General features: G+C 68.3%; 14 protein-coding genes. 7 read left to right on the top strand and 7 right to left on the bottom strand.

Going from position 1 to position 16750, the window contains the following annotated elements; translation table 11 throughout:
• Positions 1 to 526: 526 nt before the first annotated feature.
• From VGS97_RS08455 to VGS97_RS08445, 3 genes are all read right to left on the bottom strand, one after another.
• Positions 527 to 4156 (bottom strand): beta strand repeat-containing protein, encoded by a 3630-nt coding sequence (locus VGS97_RS08455; protein WP_326852713.1) that lies wholly within the window; start codon positions 4154 to 4156, stop codon positions 527 to 529.
• Positions 4157 to 4447: 291 nt separating this feature from the next.
• The gene (locus tag VGS97_RS08450; protein WP_326852712.1) at positions 4448 to 4609 is read right to left on the bottom strand and encodes a hypothetical protein; all 162 of its coding nucleotides are present in this window, start codon (positions 4607 to 4609) and stop codon (positions 4448 to 4450) included.
• Between the two features lie 42 nt (positions 4610 to 4651).
• A complete protein-coding gene (locus VGS97_RS08445; protein WP_326852711.1) occupies positions 4652 to 5866 on the bottom strand; it encodes a helix-turn-helix domain-containing protein in 1215 nt (404 codons plus the stop codon).
• Positions 5867 to 6037: 171 nt separating this feature from the next.
• Here VGS97_RS08445 and VGS97_RS08440 point away from each other — a divergent pair, with 171 nt between their 5' ends.
• Complete coding sequence (locus tag VGS97_RS08440; RefSeq protein WP_326852710.1) at positions 6038 to 6394, top strand: hypothetical protein; 357 nt, start codon at positions 6038 to 6040, stop codon at positions 6392 to 6394.
• 531 nt (positions 6395 to 6925) lie between these two features.
• Positions 6926 to 7471: a TetR family transcriptional regulator gene (locus tag VGS97_RS08435; RefSeq protein WP_414641666.1), complete on the top strand. Its 546-nt coding sequence runs from the start codon at positions 6926 to 6928 to the stop codon at positions 7469 to 7471.
• A gap of 24 nt (positions 7472 to 7495) precedes the next feature.
• On the opposite strand, the gene VGS97_RS08430 is transcribed toward VGS97_RS08435, so the two are convergent.
• On the bottom strand, positions 7496 to 9145 hold the full coding sequence (locus tag VGS97_RS08430; protein WP_326852708.1) for a serine/threonine-protein kinase: 1650 nt from the start codon (positions 9143 to 9145) through the stop codon (positions 7496 to 7498).
• A 163-nt stretch (positions 9146 to 9308) separates the two neighbouring features.
• Complete coding sequence (locus tag VGS97_RS08425; protein WP_326852707.1) at positions 9309 to 10523, bottom strand: helix-turn-helix domain-containing protein; 1215 nt, start codon at positions 10521 to 10523, stop codon at positions 9309 to 9311.
• 690 nt (positions 10524 to 11213) lie between these two features.
• Between VGS97_RS08425 and VGS97_RS08420 the strand changes: the two genes are divergently transcribed.
• Positions 11214 to 11738 (top strand): GNAT family protein, encoded by a 525-nt coding sequence (locus tag VGS97_RS08420; RefSeq protein WP_349262047.1) that lies wholly within the window; start codon positions 11214 to 11216, stop codon positions 11736 to 11738.
• Positions 11739 to 11780: 42 nt separating this feature from the next.
• Here the strand turns inward: VGS97_RS08420 and VGS97_RS08415 are convergent, their stop codons facing one another.
• Positions 11781 to 12356, bottom strand: a complete 576-nt coding sequence (locus tag VGS97_RS08415; RefSeq protein ID WP_326852705.1) for a TetR/AcrR family transcriptional regulator — start codon at positions 12354 to 12356, stop codon at positions 11781 to 11783.
• Between the two features lie 126 nt (positions 12357 to 12482).
• Between VGS97_RS08415 and VGS97_RS08410 the strand changes: the two genes are divergently transcribed.
• A complete protein-coding gene (locus tag VGS97_RS08410; protein WP_326852704.1) occupies positions 12483 to 12851 on the top strand; it encodes a DUF2218 domain-containing protein in 369 nt (122 codons plus the stop codon).
• On the opposite strand, the gene VGS97_RS08405 is transcribed toward VGS97_RS08410, so the two are convergent.
• Positions 12852 to 13601 (bottom strand): hypothetical protein, encoded by a 750-nt coding sequence (locus VGS97_RS08405; protein WP_326852703.1) that lies wholly within the window; start codon positions 13599 to 13601, stop codon positions 12852 to 12854.
• Here VGS97_RS08405 and VGS97_RS08400 point away from each other — a divergent pair.
• The 3 genes from VGS97_RS08400 to VGS97_RS08390 form a co-directional block, all read left to right on the top strand.
• Positions 13600 to 13749, top strand: coding sequence for a hypothetical protein (locus VGS97_RS08400; protein ID WP_326852702.1), 150 nt, complete (start codon positions 13600 to 13602; stop codon positions 13747 to 13749). The two genes, VGS97_RS08405 and VGS97_RS08400, sit on opposite strands and share 2 nt — an antisense overlap.
• 173 nt (positions 13750 to 13922) lie before the next feature.
• The gene (locus tag VGS97_RS08395) at positions 13923 to 14258 is read left to right on the top strand and encodes a hypothetical protein (RefSeq protein WP_326852701.1); all 336 of its coding nucleotides are present in this window, start codon (positions 13923 to 13925) and stop codon (positions 14256 to 14258) included.
• Positions 14259 to 14663: 405 nt separating this feature from the next.
• Positions 14664 to 16750: hypothetical protein (locus VGS97_RS08390; protein WP_349262046.1), on the top strand; the 2087-nt coding region annotated here is incomplete at its 3' end.

Genomic DNA, 16750 nt, shown 5'->3' with positions numbered 1-16750 from the left:
CCCCTGGCACGCGGCGGCGAAGGAACCCAAAGTGGCCAGGCTCGCCGTCCCGCCCAGGAAACGGCGGCGGGACCAGGAGCGCGCATCGCTGTGTGTCACGGACCCTCAGACGCGTGTACGGCGTACTCGATTGCATCGCGCGCGAAAAACCTATAATCCGGTCTCGTCCGAGCTGCCGTGGCCGTAGTGCCCACGGGTGAAGCGCGTGTCCCCGGGACACGTAGTTCAAGGCTCACGAACGCCGACCTCAGGCAGCGACCGGATCCTTGAGCGTGACGGTGACGCTGCTGGAGGAGCTGTCGGAGTGAACGGTGAGCTGGATACGTCGTCAACTGGGGGCGCCACCGCGTTGGAGTGCGATAGGTATGATCAGCCGACGATCGAGAGGCCGCCGGTCGGGGTGTACAAGCACGCTGCGCCCGGGCATGCTCGCCACCCTTCGAGGCGTCGTCGTTGCCCGCAGGATGACAGGTGATCAAGGTTCTGAGAAGCCATGGACCGAGGATCCGGTCTGTGGACTGCGGACTCAGTGCACGGTGATGGTCAGACCCTGGGAAGCCGAGCCGTAGGAGCTGTCCGCGTCGAGCGTGATGGAATAGGTGCCTGCACTGGTCGGGGTGCCGGAGAGGGTTGCCGTTCCGTTGCCGTTGTTGGTGAAGGTGATGCCGGGCGGTAGCGAACCGGTGTAGCCGATCCACGGGGCCGGGTAGCCGGTCGTGGTGATGGTGAAACTGCTCGCCGCGCCGCTGGTGAAGCTCGCCGACGAGGCGTTGGTGAAGGCGGGTGGGCTGCCGACGTAGAGCGTGAACGTCTGCGTCGCGGTGCCCGCCGGGTTGGCCGCGGTGAAGACGAGCGTGGCGGTGCCGGTCGTGGTCGCGGTGCCCGCGAGGGTGCCGGTCCCGTTGCCGTTGTCCACGAAGGTCAGCCCGGTTGGCAGGGTGCCGGAGGTCAGGCTGAGCCTGGCCGACGGGGCACCGGTAGTGGTGATCGCATAGCCGCCCGCCGCGTTCAGCGTGAAGTACGCCGAGGCCGGGTCGGTGAACGCCGGGGCGGTCGAAGCGGTCACCGTGATGGTCAGGTTCAGCGTCGCGGTGCTGCCGGAGGAGTTGGTCGCGGAGATCGACACCGGGTAAGTGCCCGCGGCTGCGGTTGTGATCCCGGAAATGGAACCGGTGCCGTTGCCGTTGTCGGTGAACGCGAGTCCTGCCGGGAGGCCGCCGGATTCGGTCAGCGACGGAGCCGGGAAGCCGGTCGTCGTGAGGGAGTACGTTCCGGTCTGACCGGTGTAGAACGTCGCCGTGCCCGGGCTGGTGATCGTCGGGGCTTGCGTGTTGGTCAGCGTGAACGCCTGTGTCGTCGTCCCGGCGGAGCTGCTCGCGCTGATGGTGATCGGGTACGACCCGCCGGTTCCGGCTGCCGGGGTGCCCGCGAGGGTCGCGGTGCCGTTGCCGTCGTCGGTGAAGGTCAGGCCCGCCGGCAACGCGCCGGATTCGGCGATCGCCGGGGCGGGCTCGCCGGTCGCCGTGATCGTGGCGGAGAAGGCCGTGCCCACGTTCGAGATCGCCGAGTTCTGCGACAGGATCGCCGGGGCCACGTTCTCGGTCAACGTGGTCGTGGCGCCCGCGCCGAGTTCGTCCCACGCGGACGACTGGCCGCTGTACGCGGTGCCGAAGGCGGTGCCGCCGACCGTGGTGCCGGCAGGCACCGTGATCGGCACGCCGACCGCGCCGGTGCCGCCGTTGTTCACCGTGACGTTGCCGCCGGTGATCGAGGCGGTCACGTTTCCGGCGGCCACGGCCGAGGTCCATGCCGCCTGTTGCCGCAGGATCTGCGCCGCGGTGGCAGTGGTCTGCTCTGCCAGCGGGGCGGCCGCCGAATACCAGGTCCTGTACTGGCCCAGTACGTCGTTGAGCAGCGACAACAGCGTGTATCCGTAGTCTGAGGTTACTCCGTTCGCCGTGCGGGTTGCCGGGCCGATCAGGTTCGACTGGTGCGCGTAGAACACCCGCGGATCGTTGTTCAGGATGTGGGTGAACATGTTGCGCGACTCGTTGACCAGGATCGTCGCTTCGGTCGGCACGGCGGCGGTGCACGTGGTCGACGAGGTGTTCACGCAGTGCCCTGTCTCATTCGGGTAGGCGCTGTTCCCGAGGTTCGTGCCGTTCGCCACGTAGAGCGTGCCGTACTCGTTGATCTCGTCCGGCCAGTTGTCGGCGTTGTAGTAGATGTTGCTCGGGTACCGCGGCGAGGAGTACGCCGTGTTCGACCCCGAATTCAGCGTGTACTGCGCCGGCTGCCGGGAACCGTCCGCGGCGAACGTGGTGATGCCGAGCCCGGCGAACGCCGTGGGCATGTTCGGGTTCTCCAGGCCCGAGTGCTCCCCGGTCACCAGCGCGTTCGGCGAGTAGCCCGTCAGGCCGTTGGCCTGCGCGAACGCCACGTCCAGCCCGATCTCCTGCCCGACGCTCGAATCCGGACTCGCGCTCGCCGCCGGCACCCAGTCCGCGCCGTTGGACCCGGCGCACTCGATCCCCGGGTCGGTCGCGGTCGGATACGCCGCCGTCGTCGACGGCGCCGAGCCCGGAGCCGTGACACCGGTGTCGGTGAACGAGTAGGACGAGGTGGCCCCGGCCGGGTCCTGCGCGACCCGGCCCACCAGGCCGAACGTCGTCGAACCCGGATTCTTCCGGTACACGCTGTAGCCCCAGAACCCGGTGCCGCCGTGGAACTGGCCCTCCAGTGTCGTCAGGCCCGGCCCGCCGCCGTTGGTCGCGTCCGCCCACGACAGCGTCGCCGTTCCGTTCGCGCCCACGGCCACGGTCTGCGGCGTCGAGGGCTCTGATTCGCCGTACGCCGTCGTCGCCGTGACTTCGTACGTGTACGTACCCGCGGCCAGCGTGCCCCCGGCGCCGGCCGTGGCCGGACCTACCGGTAGTGGCTGCCACACCAGACATCCGAGGAACAGGTGCGACCAGGTGTGCGTGATCCAGGCGAAGTCCGCTTGGTCCTTCAGCAGTTCGTTGACGAGCGCGCCGTCGTCCGGGTAGCCGGAGCCGATCACGTGCCCGGGATCGGCGTACGTGGTGCCGTTGCTGGCGTAGCTGCCCGAGCAGTTCGCGCTCGACGTGCCCGCCGCGGTCGCGGACGTGCACGCCCCGACCGCGTTGAACGCCAACTCCAGCTTGACCCCCGTGTTCTGCTCCCAGTTGGCCACGTAGTCCACGTCGGCAGCCGACATCTGCGTGTCCGGCGGCTCGTCGGCGGGGTTGCCCGCCACCCCCGCCGGACATGTCACGTCCAGCGGATCCGATGCCGCCGGAGTGCACTGATACCGCGAACTCCACTCGTTGTCCGCGATGAATACGTCATCGATGTCCTGCCCGAAGTAGTTCCGGAACAGGCCGAGATGTGTGTTCTGCGTCACCCAGTCGATCAGCTGCGGCGCCAGGATCAGCCACTGCAACTGGTACTGGTTGTAGTCGAAGAGCAGCGACAGTTCGCTGACGCCCGCCTGCGGATCGCCGCCCATGCCCGGGTGCTGATAGACCGCGGCCAGCACGCCGCCGGCGCCGGCCGAGTTCTCCAGCAGCGCAGTGACCGGAGCTCCCGCGACCAGGCTCGCGGTATAGCCGTACGTGCCGGCGTCGAACGAAACCGTGCCGGCCAGGCCTGGAAAGGCGGCCAGGCCCGCCGGGGTCAGACCGGCGGTGGTCCCGTCCAGCGCGCCGCCGCCGACCGGGGTGAGCCCCATGGCAGTCGACGGGTACATATATCCGTCGATCTGGCGCACGTTGAACGACGACTCGTAAGCGAACAGCGCGGACAGCTGCCCGGCGGCGAAGTCATACGGGGAGCCCGCCAGCACCACGCCGTTATAGTCGCCGGTCGCGCCGGACGAAAGCGTCGGCAGAGCGACGGTCTGACCGCCCAGGCCGCCGGACGCCTGCACCAGTGTGAAGGGCACTCCCTCCGAGGTCAGCACCTCCTGCCAGGCCTGGGTTCCGGGATCGGACGAGCCCTCGCCGACGAGCAGTACCTTCAGATCCAGGGTCTGCGACGTCATCGCCGCGGCAGGCGAGGCAGCCGTCGTCCCGGTCAGCCCCGCCAGCAGCAGGCCGACGGTGAGCGCAGCCGTGCCACGACGCAAAGGTCTCATCAAAGGTACCTCCCCCTCTGAATACGAACCTTGAGTTCTCGTCCGTTCCGGGTCAATGGGCAGACGGGAGCGCGCGGAAGCAAGCGGAGGCTCGGATGTACGCGGGGCCGTTCCGGCACTGCGTCGGCGGAACGTGCCCGCTCGAAGATGGCACGTGCGTCAGCCCCCGTGCCTGTCGCCTGACAGTCGCATAGTTCGGGGGCTGGTTGAGGATCTGCGAGCGCCGGGAGGTGAACGCGCGGCAGACGTCAGTGTTCTGAGCTTCGCGGCGGAAGGCGGCGACGCGTGGCGTCAGCTGGTTGCTGTGGAGCCCTGCTTAGGGTCGGGGCTCGGGTCGACGGTGAAGCGGTAGCCGACGGAGAAGGCGTGACACAGGGGGCGTGACACAGGGGCGTGACACAGGGCGATGCGCAGGCGGGCGTCGAGTTCGCGCACGCCAAAGGGCTTGACCATGTAGTCATCCGCGCTGTGGGCGAGGCGTCCACCTCGTGGTTGTCAGGATGCTGTTTCGGAGGCTGCCGCGCGTGCCCGCTGGTCGATCTCGTAAGCCAGGCTGAGTTCGGACGCGTGCCGGGGGTCGGCGAGATCGCGACCGGTGAGTTCTTCGAAGCGGCGCAGTCGATATCTGACGGTGTTGGGGTGCACGAAGAGCAGTTTGGCCGCCTCCTGTGCGGAACCTCCGCCGTCGAGCCAGGCCCCGAAGGTGAACAGCAGCAGTTCGCGGTCGTCGTCGGGCAGGTCGGCGAGCCCTGCGAGCACCGTGCGCGCGATGCGGGCCATGATGTCCGGTTCGCTGACGGCGGCGCAGGCCAGCGGGTCGATGCCGAAGACGGCGACCTGCCCGCCTTCGCCCGTCACCCCGCGCAGCGCGATCCGCGCCAGGCGCAGCGCCTGGGCGGTGGCACGCAGGTCGTCGTATGGCGGGCTGACGCCGACGCGACCGCCGCCGGCGGCCAGCGCGGCGACCAAGGGGTCGAACTGGTCGTCCGGCCGGGGCAGGCTGACCACGCCGACCTCCACGTCGTGCGTCAACCGCCAGGCCGAGTCGATGCCCAGTTCGCCGAGGCCCGTCTCGATCCGGGGCAGCGCGTGCTGCCCGGCGCCCGGAACATGCGCCGCGATCACGACGTACGGTCCGTGATGCGGCAGGCGCAGCAGGTCCGCGGCATCCCACAGACTCGCGCCGTCGAGAGTGCCCTCCAGCAGCGCCTGAACGAGCGCCGCACGGCGCTGTTCCTCGCTGCGGATCTGGATACGCATCTGGTCCCGGTAGGCGGCCATCGCCATGCGCACCACACGGTCGTACGCGTCGATGAGGTCTGACGCGACGCGGAGCGACGCGGGTCCGTCTGCCCCGAGCCGCGTGGCGGTGTCGGACAGCTCATCCCACATCACCTTCTTGACAGTGTTGAATGCGTCCATGACCGCGGACAGCGCGATCCCCGACTGGGCGCGGAACTGGCCGATGCGCCGGGCTCCGGCCGTACGCGCCTGGCGTTCGCCGTGGGCGAGCGGGCCGAAGATGTCGCGCACCAGCTCCTGACAGAAGTCGAAGACCGACTCGCGCGTGGCCAGCGTCCGGTACTCCGGAACCGTCGCGAAGACGGCGTCGGCCATCGCGGTCGTCAGTTCGTGCTCGTTCTCCAGCATGAGCCGAGCTATCCGTGCGACGTCCCGCGCGGCGAGCGCGTCTGTGTCAGGTCTCTCCACAGGAGGTGATTTTAAAGCGCTAAAGGGGCGCCACTCGCCGAAACCGCGCGGTTTCGAAACCGCGCAGTCACAAAGAACACGCCCGGGGCTCCGGATTTGTCGTGGCTGACAAACCTCGGCGAATGCTGTGATACAGCGTATCAAAACGGCGTAGTCTACGTTCATGTTGGTGTGCAAGCGACCGAAATCTGCGTGCCCGACGATCCGGCGGCGATGGGCGCCGCCATCGCCGCGATGGGCCTGCCTGACATCGACGCGTTGATCGACCAGGCGATCCACCCAGGCGTCCCGCTCGCGGTGTTCCTCGCCGCGCTTGACCGCTACACCGTCCTGACACGTGCCACAAAGACATCGACGACGACAACGACTATGCCCATGGACGGCGCCGAGACACAGCCGCCTGGGCAGCAGCGCCCCAGCGGTCAGGCCGGAACGGCGACGGGCCGGCGGATACGCAACACCATCCCGATCCGCCACACCTCACAGGAGGAGACTGCCGTCCCCGCCCCCACAGTCGCTGATGCCTGACTATCCCGGCCAGGTGTCGGCTTCCGAGCCCCGGACCGTGCCCGGCGGTCCGGGGCACTCGGCGTCCACGCCACCGGTACATCTGATGCCGTACATGTTGGGTGTGCGGACGAGTCGACAAGCGTCTCAGTATGACGCGACAGTCGGAGAATTACCTCGATCGAGTTAGAATATCCATGGGGTGTTTGCCGTTACATATAAGCACGCTACGGTGACGGGATGCGAGAAGTGACACAGAACCCTGTTGTAGTCGGCGTACCGGCCGCCCCGCGAAACCCGGTCCAACCGCAATCGGCCCAACCGCGATCGGCGCAGCGACAGCCGGCAGCGCGACCGTCGACACAGCTGCCGTCGACACAGCTGCCATCGACACTGCGACCAGCCACACCGCAGCCATCCACACCGCAGCCATCCACATCATGGCCGTCGACGCCGCCCGAGTCGCCGCGGCAGGACCGGCATGCGCGGTCCGCGACCGATGCATCTCGGCGCACACTGACCCGGGACGACTGGATCGCCGCGGCTCTCGAAGTGTTGGCCGACGGCGGGCCGCAAGCGCTGGTCGTAGAACGGCTGGCCAACCGGCTGGGCGCCACAAAGGGCTCGTTCTACTGGCACTTCACCAACCGGGCGGCGCTGCTGCGGGCCGCGGTGCTCGCCTGGGAGCGCACTGCTACCGATGCGGTGATCACCGGGCGCCACACGCACTCTGTCCGCGGGACCGCAGTGCACGGGGCCCCAGCGCACGGGACGCAGGGGCAGGCCCCGGCCTTCTCCGGGGACGATTCGTCGCGCCGGGACGCGCGGTTGCTGCTCAATCTGGTCTGGCATGCCGACGACGCGGCCATAGGTCCGGTCGTCACCCGGATCCTGCACAAACGCCTGGCCTTCCACCAAACTCGCGGCGAGCAAGCCGGCCAGCCTTCCGAGCAAGCCCGCGCGCACGCTCTTTACGCTCACGCGCTACAACTCGGCACTCAGTTGCTGCGTCGCGCCACCGGGGACGCGATCCCCGGCCTCGACGGCTCCGAAAGGCTGTTGCCCGATCACCTGCCGCTCGACCCGGCAGGCAGCTGAGAACACTCAGCCGCACCACACCTGTCACGGGCAGCTTTGGGCCGTGCCGTCGCCGGCGTCGGCGGCAGGCGCGGTGGACACGGCCACGCCCCATCGGACGGCTTGGACGTTGGGCGCGAAGTTGTGGGTGTAAGGATGCGTCAGGACCACCTGCCCTGCGGGCAAGACGACCTTGTCAGTAGCCACGACGGTGCGTGCGCCGCTCGAATCCTGGGTGAACCACGAAAGCAACAGGGTCCCGGCCGCGGAGCCGTCGGTGGTGACCGTGACCTCGACCTTGATCCAGTCTTTGGTGTTGCACGTAGGCGTTGGCAGGGCGAAACCGACGAGGTACACGTGCGGTCCGGACGACGGTGACGCCGACGGTGACGGCGTCGGCGCAGCGCTTTGCGTTACGGCAGACGGGGTCTGGCCGGGCGCCGCCGACCCTGCGGACGACGAGGGCGCACGGGATCCCGCAGCCGGAGTCGGTGACTTGCCTGCGGTGGCAGAGGTCGAAGCACGTGGGCTGGCAGATGGCACTGACGACGCGGACGGCACCGCGGGCGCGACCGTGGGGCCGGGCGGATCGGCCGCGGTGGGGGTACCGCCCACACCGGCCTTCGCGGCGGTGCCTCCGGTGGCCGCCAGGGCGAATGCGACCAGCGCGATCAGGGCGAGCGCGAGACCCGCGCCGACCGTGGCCTGGGCGGGGTTCGGGCGTTTGAGCCGTACGCGGGGTATGGACGTGCGTGACGCGGCAACCGCGGCCGGTCGGGCGACTGCGGCCGCCGCGCCACCGGCCAGCAGCAACAAGGGCAGTGTGGCGATCAGCACGGCGAGCTTCCTCCAGCCCTGCTCCTCCCAGTCCTCGCCGTAGGCGCCGCGGGCGATCCGCTCCAACTCCTCGACGAAGCGCTCCGCGTCCGCCGGCCGGTCGTCCGGCGACTTGGCCAGTCCCGCGCGAATTAGTGCACGTACATGCTCGGGAGCGCGCTCGTCGGGTATCGGGCCGTCGGCGTGCTGGGCCATCAGCTCCGCCGAACTCGTCCCCGAGTAGGGCGTCGTGCCGGTGACGCACTGGAAGAACGTGGCTGTGGCGGCGTACACGTCCGCCGGCGGGGCGGCCGGCTGCCCGGCGAACTGCTCCGGCGCCATGTACGCCGGGGTTCCCGCCGCGGTCGCCTGCTCGCCGACCCGGGCGGCCAGCCCGAAGTCGACGAGCTTCGACCTCCCCTGCGGGGTGACCAGAACGTTGGCCGGCTTGTAGTCGCGGTGCACCACGTCCACGTGATGCGCGGCAGTGAGCCCGAGCAGCGAGCCCTTGAGCACCGTGAGAGCGGACTCGGGCGCCAGCGCGCCCTTCTCGCGCAGCAGCACCCGCAGCGAGACCCCGTCGACCAGTTCCATCACGATCGCCGAGCCGTGCTCGGTCTCGACGTACTCGTAGAGCTGCGCTACGTGTTCGGAGCGTGCGACTTCCAGCAGTCGCGCCTCCCGCCGGTAGGCGTCACGGAAATCCGCGTCCTCGTTCAGGCGCGGCGCAAGGTACTTGATCGCCACCTGCTCTCCGGTGGCCTCGCGTAGGGCCAGCATCACCTGGCCGCTCGAACCCGAGCCGAGCTTTCGTTCATTCGCATAGCCGGGTACCACCCAGCCGGGCCCAGGCCCGGCGTTGTCGCCGCCCTGCGTCACGGATCCCCCAACAACTCGTTAATGTCCGTGCGCCACTCTCGGCGCGCATCACGCAACTAGAGCATTCGTCGTGTCGTTTTGATACTCCCCACTTTGTTTCCGGTTGGCGGACCGGAGATGAACGTGGGACATCTTCTGCATGACTTACTGGGTCATCCGCGAGTCATGTCGTCGTGCTGACCGCCAGCCGCGCCCGCCGATCGACCTCATAGGCCAGGCTCAGCTCCGCCACCTGCCGGGGATCCGCCAGGTCCCGGCGGGTGTGTTCTTCCAAGCGGCGCAGCCGGTTTCTGACGGTGTTGGGGTGCACGTGCAGTTCCCTGGCCGCCGTCTCCGCCGAGCCACCGCCGTTGAACCAGGCTCCGAACGTGGACAGCAGTAGTTCACGGTCCGTCGTCGGCAGCCCGGTGAGCCCGGACAGCACGGTGCGCGCGATGCGCTCCATGACGTCCGGTTCGCTGACGGCGGCGCAGGCCAGCGGGTCGATGCCGAAGACGGCGACCTGCCGGCTGTCACTGTCGACCGTGCCGCGCAACGCGATCCGCGCCAGACGCAGCGCCTGAGCGGTGCCGCGCAAGTCGTCGTACGGCGGGCTCACCCCGACCTGGCCGCCACCGGTCGTCAACGCGGCGACCAAGCTGTCGAAGCGGTCGCCGTGCACGGGCAGGCTGGCCACGCCGACCTCCAGGTCGTGCATCAACCGCCAGGCCGAATCGATGCCCAACTCGCCCAGGCCCAGCTCGATCTGGGGCAACGCATGCTGTCCGGCCTCTGGCACGCGCGCCGCGATCACGACGTACAGGCCGTCGTGCGGCAGACGCAGCAAGTCAGCGGCCTCCCACAGGCTGGTGCCGTCGAGCGAACCCTCAAGCAGTGCTTGGACGAGAGCGGCGCGGCGCTGTTCCTCGCTGCGGATCTGTAGACGCATCTGGTCGCGGTAAACGGCCATCGCCGTGCGCACGACGTGATCGTAGGCATCGATGAGGTCTGACGCGACGCGCAGCGACGTGGACCCGTCCGCCCCGATCCGGGCCGCTGTCTCGGACAGCGAGTCCCATATCACCTTTTTGACCGTGTTGAACGCGTCCATGACCGCTGCCAGTGGTATCCCCGCGCGGGCACGCAACTCGCCGATGCGCCGGGCGCCCACCGTCTCGGCCTCGCGTTCACCGCGGGCGAGCGGGGCGAAGATGTCGTGCACCAGTTCCCGGCAGCGTTCGGAAACCGACTCCCGGGTGGCCAGCGCCCGATACTCGGGAACCATCCGGAAGACGGCCTCGACCATCGCCGCCGTCAATTCACGTTCGCGTTCCAGCATGAGCCCGGCGAGCCGGGCGGCCTCCGGCGCGGTTCGCGAGCTGTCGTCGATTCCCTCCACAGACCGAGGATTCTAGAGGGGAAAAGCGGCGAGGCCCGCTGAAACGTACAGATCCATTCCCGGGCACAGCCGCGCTGTCCCGGGGAACAGATCGGCCGCACCGAATCTGTCGCCGCCGACAAACTTCGGCGAATGTAATGAAGCTGCGTATCAGTCCGGCATAGTCTCCACTCTCACTGGATGAACGGCCTCGGACTGGCACGCCGTGGGGGAGAGACAAGCGCGTGCCGAGCGGCTGCCGGCGCCTGACTGACCCCTCAGGCGTCGGCTCCCCGAATCCTGGCGCACGCCTGTGATGTTGGCTCTTCGAACTTGACCGTGGCCTTATGGGCGGCTGTAGGCTCGCCCGCCGCTGCGCGTCGGCCGACCCTGCGCCGCCGGCCACGGACAAGTTCGAAGAGGGGTGATGTTGCGATACCAGAAAAAAGTGGCGCAGGAACCAGTTTTCTTTACCGATCGATTCTGATTGCTGAGCCATCAGGAGAGTCGGCACGATCATCGCCCCGAGATCGACATGTCGTCGAGGACCGGATACTGGTGGTAATGGCCGCCGAAGAAGGAGAATCCTCGAATGGTGGCGGGGAGGATCATAGCCCTGAAATCCCATGAAGGCATCGCACCTTCGGCGTGGCGGGCGATACTCGAAAACCGCTGGATTCGAGACCGGGTCGCCTGGTAGAGACTACGGATATGGAACCTGTGACACTCACGACCGAACGGCTCACCCTGCGTCCGTTCGCGGCCGGTGATGTGGACGCGGTGTACCAGGCGTGCCAGGACCGGGAGATCCAGTTCTTCACGCCGGCGCCGAGCCCGTTCGGCCGTGTGGACGCCGAGAGGTTCGTGGCGAAGAACGCGCAGGACTGGGCCGCTGACAGGAACTACGAACTCGGCGCCTTCCGACGTGATGGCGGGGATCTGGTCGGCTCCTACTGCTTGACCTTTCTGATGGCGGGTGTCTACGAACTCGGATACTGGGCGGCCAGGGAGCAGCGCGGCCACGGATTCTCGTTCGAGGCGGCCAGGGCGCTGTGCGAATGGGGCTGGGCGACGCTCGTGGTGCATCGCCTCGAATGGTGGGCGATGACCGGCAACACCGCGTCCAAAGCGCTTGCCGAGAAGCTGGGCTTTCAGCTGGAAGGCACGCTTCGCCGCCGCGGTGTCGAAAGCGGTGAACCGCGTGATTGGTGGGTCGGCGGACTGCTTCGACCCTGACACCTGATCGTCAGGTGCTGGTCGTCAGGTGATGGCGCGGCGTTATGACTCGTGTCCTGGGTGCAGTCCGGCGAGGGTGACGGCGATGAGCCGGTCGACCGAGCCCTGCGAACCCATGCCGGAAGCGGCGGTGAGTGCGTGGAGGCAGTACGTGGCCAGTTCCGCGGCCGGGACGTCGCCGCGCACCTCGCCGCGTTCGGCGGCTTCGTGTACGAGCACGGTGATGAGTTCGGTCAGGTGGGCTTGAGCGCGGATCACGTGTTCGCCCTGGTGCAGCAGGGCTGCTAGATCGTTGCCGTCGTGGTGGCGGCGCGACAGGGCCGCGTAGGTGCGCAGGACGGTCTCAAGCCGGTCGCCCGGGCTCGCCGCCTCGCCGGCTTCGGCGAGCTGCCGCAGGTGGGCGGCGATCTGGCGTTCGTGCCATGCGGTGATGATCGAGTCGATGTCCGGGAAGTACTTGTACAGCGTGGCCCGTCCGATGCCGCTCACCTTCGCGATCTGGGACATGGTCACGCCGGTCAGGCCGTGCTCGCCGACCAGCGCCGCGGCGGCGTCCAGCACGGCCTCGCGCACGACGCGCCGGTGCGCGTCGATGGTCTCGTCCCACAGCTTCGGCACGAGCTCAGTATACGGAGCGCACGAGACGCTGTGACCTCATCAAAGACGACATGATTTGACAGCGACATGTTGTATCGAAAAACTGTGTATCGAAAATCGGAGACGAGACCAGACCTAGGAGGTGCGATGCGTACGTCGCAAGCGCGCGTAACCACCGACCGCGCGAGCCGTTACCTCGCCCAGCTGTCCGAACACGGCCAGAAGATGAACCATCGTGGCCTGCACCGCTTTCGCGGTCATGGCCACGCGGACGACGGTGGGCCGCCCGAGGTGCGGCACGCCGAGCGATCGTCCGACACCGACGGGGTCATCGACTTCGGCTGGGGCCGCTGCGTTCTGCACGCCACCGACACCGAACTGCTGCTGCGGGCCGAAGCGGACGAAGAACAGCACCTGCGACGGATCGAGGACGGCATCGCCGCGCGAGTGCAGCGCATCGGGCGCCGCGACGGGCTTTCCGTGACCTGGACCCGCGGCGGCGGCATCACTCAGTGATCAGGCCACGCGCAGGGTGATCGCGGCGGTGTGCAGCACGCCGCCGGTCTGGAACTGGATGAAGACGCGCCAGTCGCCGCTCTCGGGCATCAGCGCATGGAAGGTCAGCGTCGGGCCTCCGGCGTCGCTCATTGCCATCGCCGTGGGGCCTTCGGGGTGCAGGTGGGCGAACGCCAGGTCACCGGCGTGGATCGCGGTCAGATGCGCGTAAGCCCCCAGATACGGCTGTAGGTCGCTGACCGGCTGGCCGTTCTCGCTGATCGTGACGGTCAGCGTGTCAGGCATCGCGGCCGTCATCTTCCCGCTCACCGTCAGGGTGTAGCCGTCGGCGGTGATTGTGGACGACGTGGCAGGCAGCGCGGTTGCCGTCGCAGTGCCATGGACTGTCAGGGCCTTGCTGAGCACTTCGGAGACGGTGCCGCCGAGGGCGTTCTTCGCGTCGAACGTCACGTAGGCCCGATAATTGCCCGGGGTGAGGGCGGCCAGGTCCGAGGTCCAGATGCCGTCGGCGGCCATCGTCGGGTGCACGTGCTGGAACTCGGCCAGATCCGAGCGGACCAGATAGAGGTGCATCAGCTTGGTCTGATCCGGCACGAACGAGGTCACCGCCGTGCCCGCCCGATCTGTGATCTTGAAGCGCAACGACGTCGCGGACTCGGCGCCCAGCGTGGTGGCGGTCGGCGTGAAGGTGAAGCCCTCGTCGGAAGCGGACAGTCCGGTGCCGTCGTGCATCGGCTCGGACCCGGTCATGGCCATTGCGGACGTGCCGGATGACGGCGAGTTGGAGTTGGAGCAGGCGGCGACAGCGGAGGTCACTGCGGTCGTCAATACGGTCGTCAATACGGCGATGGCAGCCCACGACCTGCGCGGCGTGGTCGGCGGCATCGGGAGCATGTGATCAAGATACGATCGGGCACCGCCGCTTCCGCGCAGCCGCGAGGGTGAATTCTGCGCCGTCGCGGCGTGTACCGGAGGTGACCGGCTCCAACTGTCCAGGTCCGTGCCGGCGCGGGTTCGCGAACCCGAATCCGGTCGGCACCATCCATATGGTATGCATACAGGGATGCGCTGATGAGTGAGGACACATCCGGCGAACCTGCGACGTCAGTGTTCGTTCATCGCCCCGGGGATGCCTGGGAGGCAGCGGCGGAACTGGCCGTCGCTGCGGTCCTGGTCGTCTCGCTGCATCCGGCCGGCGGCTACCGCTGGTCGCCGATCGTCAGTTCGGACGGCGCGGTCGCCGAGGTGTTCGGTACGGTCGGCGACGACGGAGCCGCGCGTTTCAGGGTTCTGGGAAAGTCCGCCGGATCGGCGGTGTTGTCGGCCACCACCGAGCATCTCGGCGACCGGTTCGGGCCGCCGACGCGTCGCTGGGTTCTGCGACTTCGCGTCCTCGGTGAGGAATGAAGCGTTGCCGCGGCGGGTATCAAACAGAGCTGAAGCAGCCTCGGTAGATATAGTCAAGGATTAGCAAAGAGGTGGGTGCCTACTATTGCTGATCGTTGGTTGCGGAACGATGATCCCTTCGCACACATACCCGCACTTCCCGCTTCGCCAGGTTCTCGCCTGGCCGTGCGAAGGGTGTTTACCTGCATGTCTCGCTTCCACCGGAAGTGGGGCACTGCGGCAGCAGTGATCCTGTCTGTCGCTTTGCTCCCGGGGATCGCAACGGCGATGCCCGCCCAAGCATCCATAGCTGCATCTACAGCTTCCACGTCGGCGTCCAACGCGTCGGCCTCGTCGGCCCACCACCGTCAGTCTCCCGACTCCGGCCCGGCCGTCTACCACGACGTCTCCCCGACCCTGAAGTCGATGGCCGCCGCTGCCGGCCCGGCGCACGGGCCGCGGGTCGCCCCGGATGTCAACACAGTGCTCCCGCATCCGTCACGGCGCGGGAATGACCCGGTCATACAGTCGACTCCGGGTCTGAACTCCCCGAACCTGGCGCTGACCCACAGCTGGGACGCGATCGGGTCCTCGACCGGCTACTCGGTGACCGGCGTGCCGCCGGACCCGAACGCCGCGGTCGGCACCACGCAGGTCGTCGAGGTCGTCAACACCGCCTACGCGGTGTACTCCAAGACCGGGACGTCGGTCATCGCCGCGACCAACACCAGCTCGCTGTGGTCCGGCTTCGGCGGGTTCTGCCAGAGCGCGAACGACGGCGACGCCACGGTCGCCTTCGACCGGCTCGCCAACCGCTGGGTCATCCAGCAGTTCGCGAACGTGACCTCGGCGTCGGGCCCGTACTACGAGTGCGTGGCGGTCTCGACGACCGCGGACGCGACCGGTACCTACAACCGGTACAGCTACCAGTTCACGAACTTCCCGGACTACCCGAAGCTGGCGGTCTGGGCCGACGCCTACTACACGACGTACAACATGTTCACCCCGGCCGGAGCGTTCGTCGACGCCGAGATCTGCGCGATGAACCGCGCGAACATGCTGACCGGCGCCGCGGCGACGCAGCAGTGCTTCACCACCTCCTCGTCGTACGGCGGCATCCTGGCCGGTGACGTCGACGGCACGACCGCCCCGCCGTCCGGCGAGAACGAGACCGTCGTCGGCATCGGCACCACGGCCACCACGCTGGCCAGCTGGAAGTTCCACGTGGACTGGACGACCCCGGCCAACTCGTCCTTCACCGGCCCGACCAACATCACCGTGGCCTCCTATACCACCCCCTGCGGCGGCACCGGCGGCACCTGCATCCCGCAGGGCAACGGCGCCGGCCAGCAGCTGGACACCCTGGGCGACCGGCTCATGTACCGGCTGGCGTACCGCAACTACGGCGACCACGAGGCGCTCGTGGTCAACCACACCGTGGACGCCGGCGGCACGCAGGGCGTGCGCTGGTACGAACTGCGCATGACCTCCGGCTCGACCCCGAGCGTGTACCAGCAGGGCACCTACCAGCCGGACGCCACCGCCCGGTGGATGGGCTCGATCGCGCAGGACAAGGCCGGGAACATCGCCCTGGGCTACTCCGACTCGTCCTCCTCGACCAACCCCTCGATCCGGTTCACCGGCCGGCTGTCCACCGACGCGCTGGGCACGATGACGCAGGCCGAGACCACGATCACCACCGGCGGCGGGTCACAGACCTCGTACTCCCGCTGGGGCGACTACACCTCGATGTCGGTGGACCCGGCGGACGACTGCACGTTCTACTACACCGACGAGTACGAGCCGTCCACCGGCAACTTCAACTGGCAGACCCACATCGCCAGCTTCCAGCTGCCGAACTGCGTCGCGGCGACCCCGGACTTCAGCATCTCGGCCAGCCCGGCGTCCGGCTCGGTGACTCAGGGCTCGTCCGCGACGACGACCGTCGCCACCGCCGCCACCGGCGGTGACACCGAGTCGGTCGCGCTGTCCGCGTCCGGCCTGCCGACCGGCGCCACCGCGACGTTCAGCCCGACCTCGGTCACGGCCGGCGGCAGCTCGACCCTGACCCTGGCCACCGCGTCGACCACCCCGACCGGCACCTACACGATCACGGTCACCGGCACGGGCGCGACGCACACCCACACCACGACGTACGCACTGACCGTCACCGCGCCGGTGGCCAACGACTTCTCGCTGTCGCTGAGCCCGACCTCGGGCACTGTGACTCAGGGCTCGTCGGCCACCTCGACTGCCTCGACCGCAGTGGCCTCCGGCACGGCGCAGACCGTCACGTTCAGCGCGACCGGGGTGCCCACGGGCGGCTCGGTGACGTTCAGCCCGACCTCGGTGACTGCTGGCGCCAGCTCGACGGTGACGATCGCCACGTCGTCCACGACGCCGACCGGGAACTACACGGTCAACGTCGTCGGCACGTACCCGGGTGGCTCGCCGACCCACAGCGCGTCGTTCACCCTGACGGTGAACGCGCCCAGCACCGGCGGGATCGTCAA

The organism is Actinocrinis sp., assembly GCF_035946395.1.
Lineage (GTDB): Bacteria > Actinomycetota > Actinomycetes > Streptomycetales > Catenulisporaceae > Actinocrinis.
Note: the sequence above shows the minus strand (reverse complement) of the source record. Positions and strands in the feature narration are given on the sequence as shown.

Coding starts and splice junctions, on each gene's coding strand:
- VGS97_RS08455 (WP_326852713.1), bottom strand. CDS start 4,156: ATGAGACCTTTGCGTCGTGGCACGGCTGCGCTCACCGTCGGCCTGCTG.
- VGS97_RS08450 (WP_326852712.1), bottom strand. CDS start 4,609: ATGGTCAAGCCCTTTGGCGTGCGCGAACTCGACGCCCGCCTGCGCATC.
- VGS97_RS08420 (WP_349262047.1), top strand. CDS start 11,214: ATGGAACCTGTGACACTCACGACCGAACGGCTCACCCTGCGTCCGTTC.
- VGS97_RS08410 (WP_326852704.1), top strand. CDS start 12,483: ATGCGTACGTCGCAAGCGCGCGTAACCACCGACCGCGCGAGCCGTTAC.
- VGS97_RS08400 (WP_326852702.1), top strand. CDS start 13,600: ATGGCCATTGCGGACGTGCCGGATGACGGCGAGTTGGAGTTGGAGCAG.
- VGS97_RS08405 (WP_326852703.1), bottom strand. CDS start 13,601: ATGACCGGGTCCGAGCCGATGCACGACGGCACCGGACTGTCCGCTTCC.
- VGS97_RS08395 (WP_326852701.1), top strand. CDS start 13,923: ATGAGTGAGGACACATCCGGCGAACCTGCGACGTCAGTGTTCGTTCAT.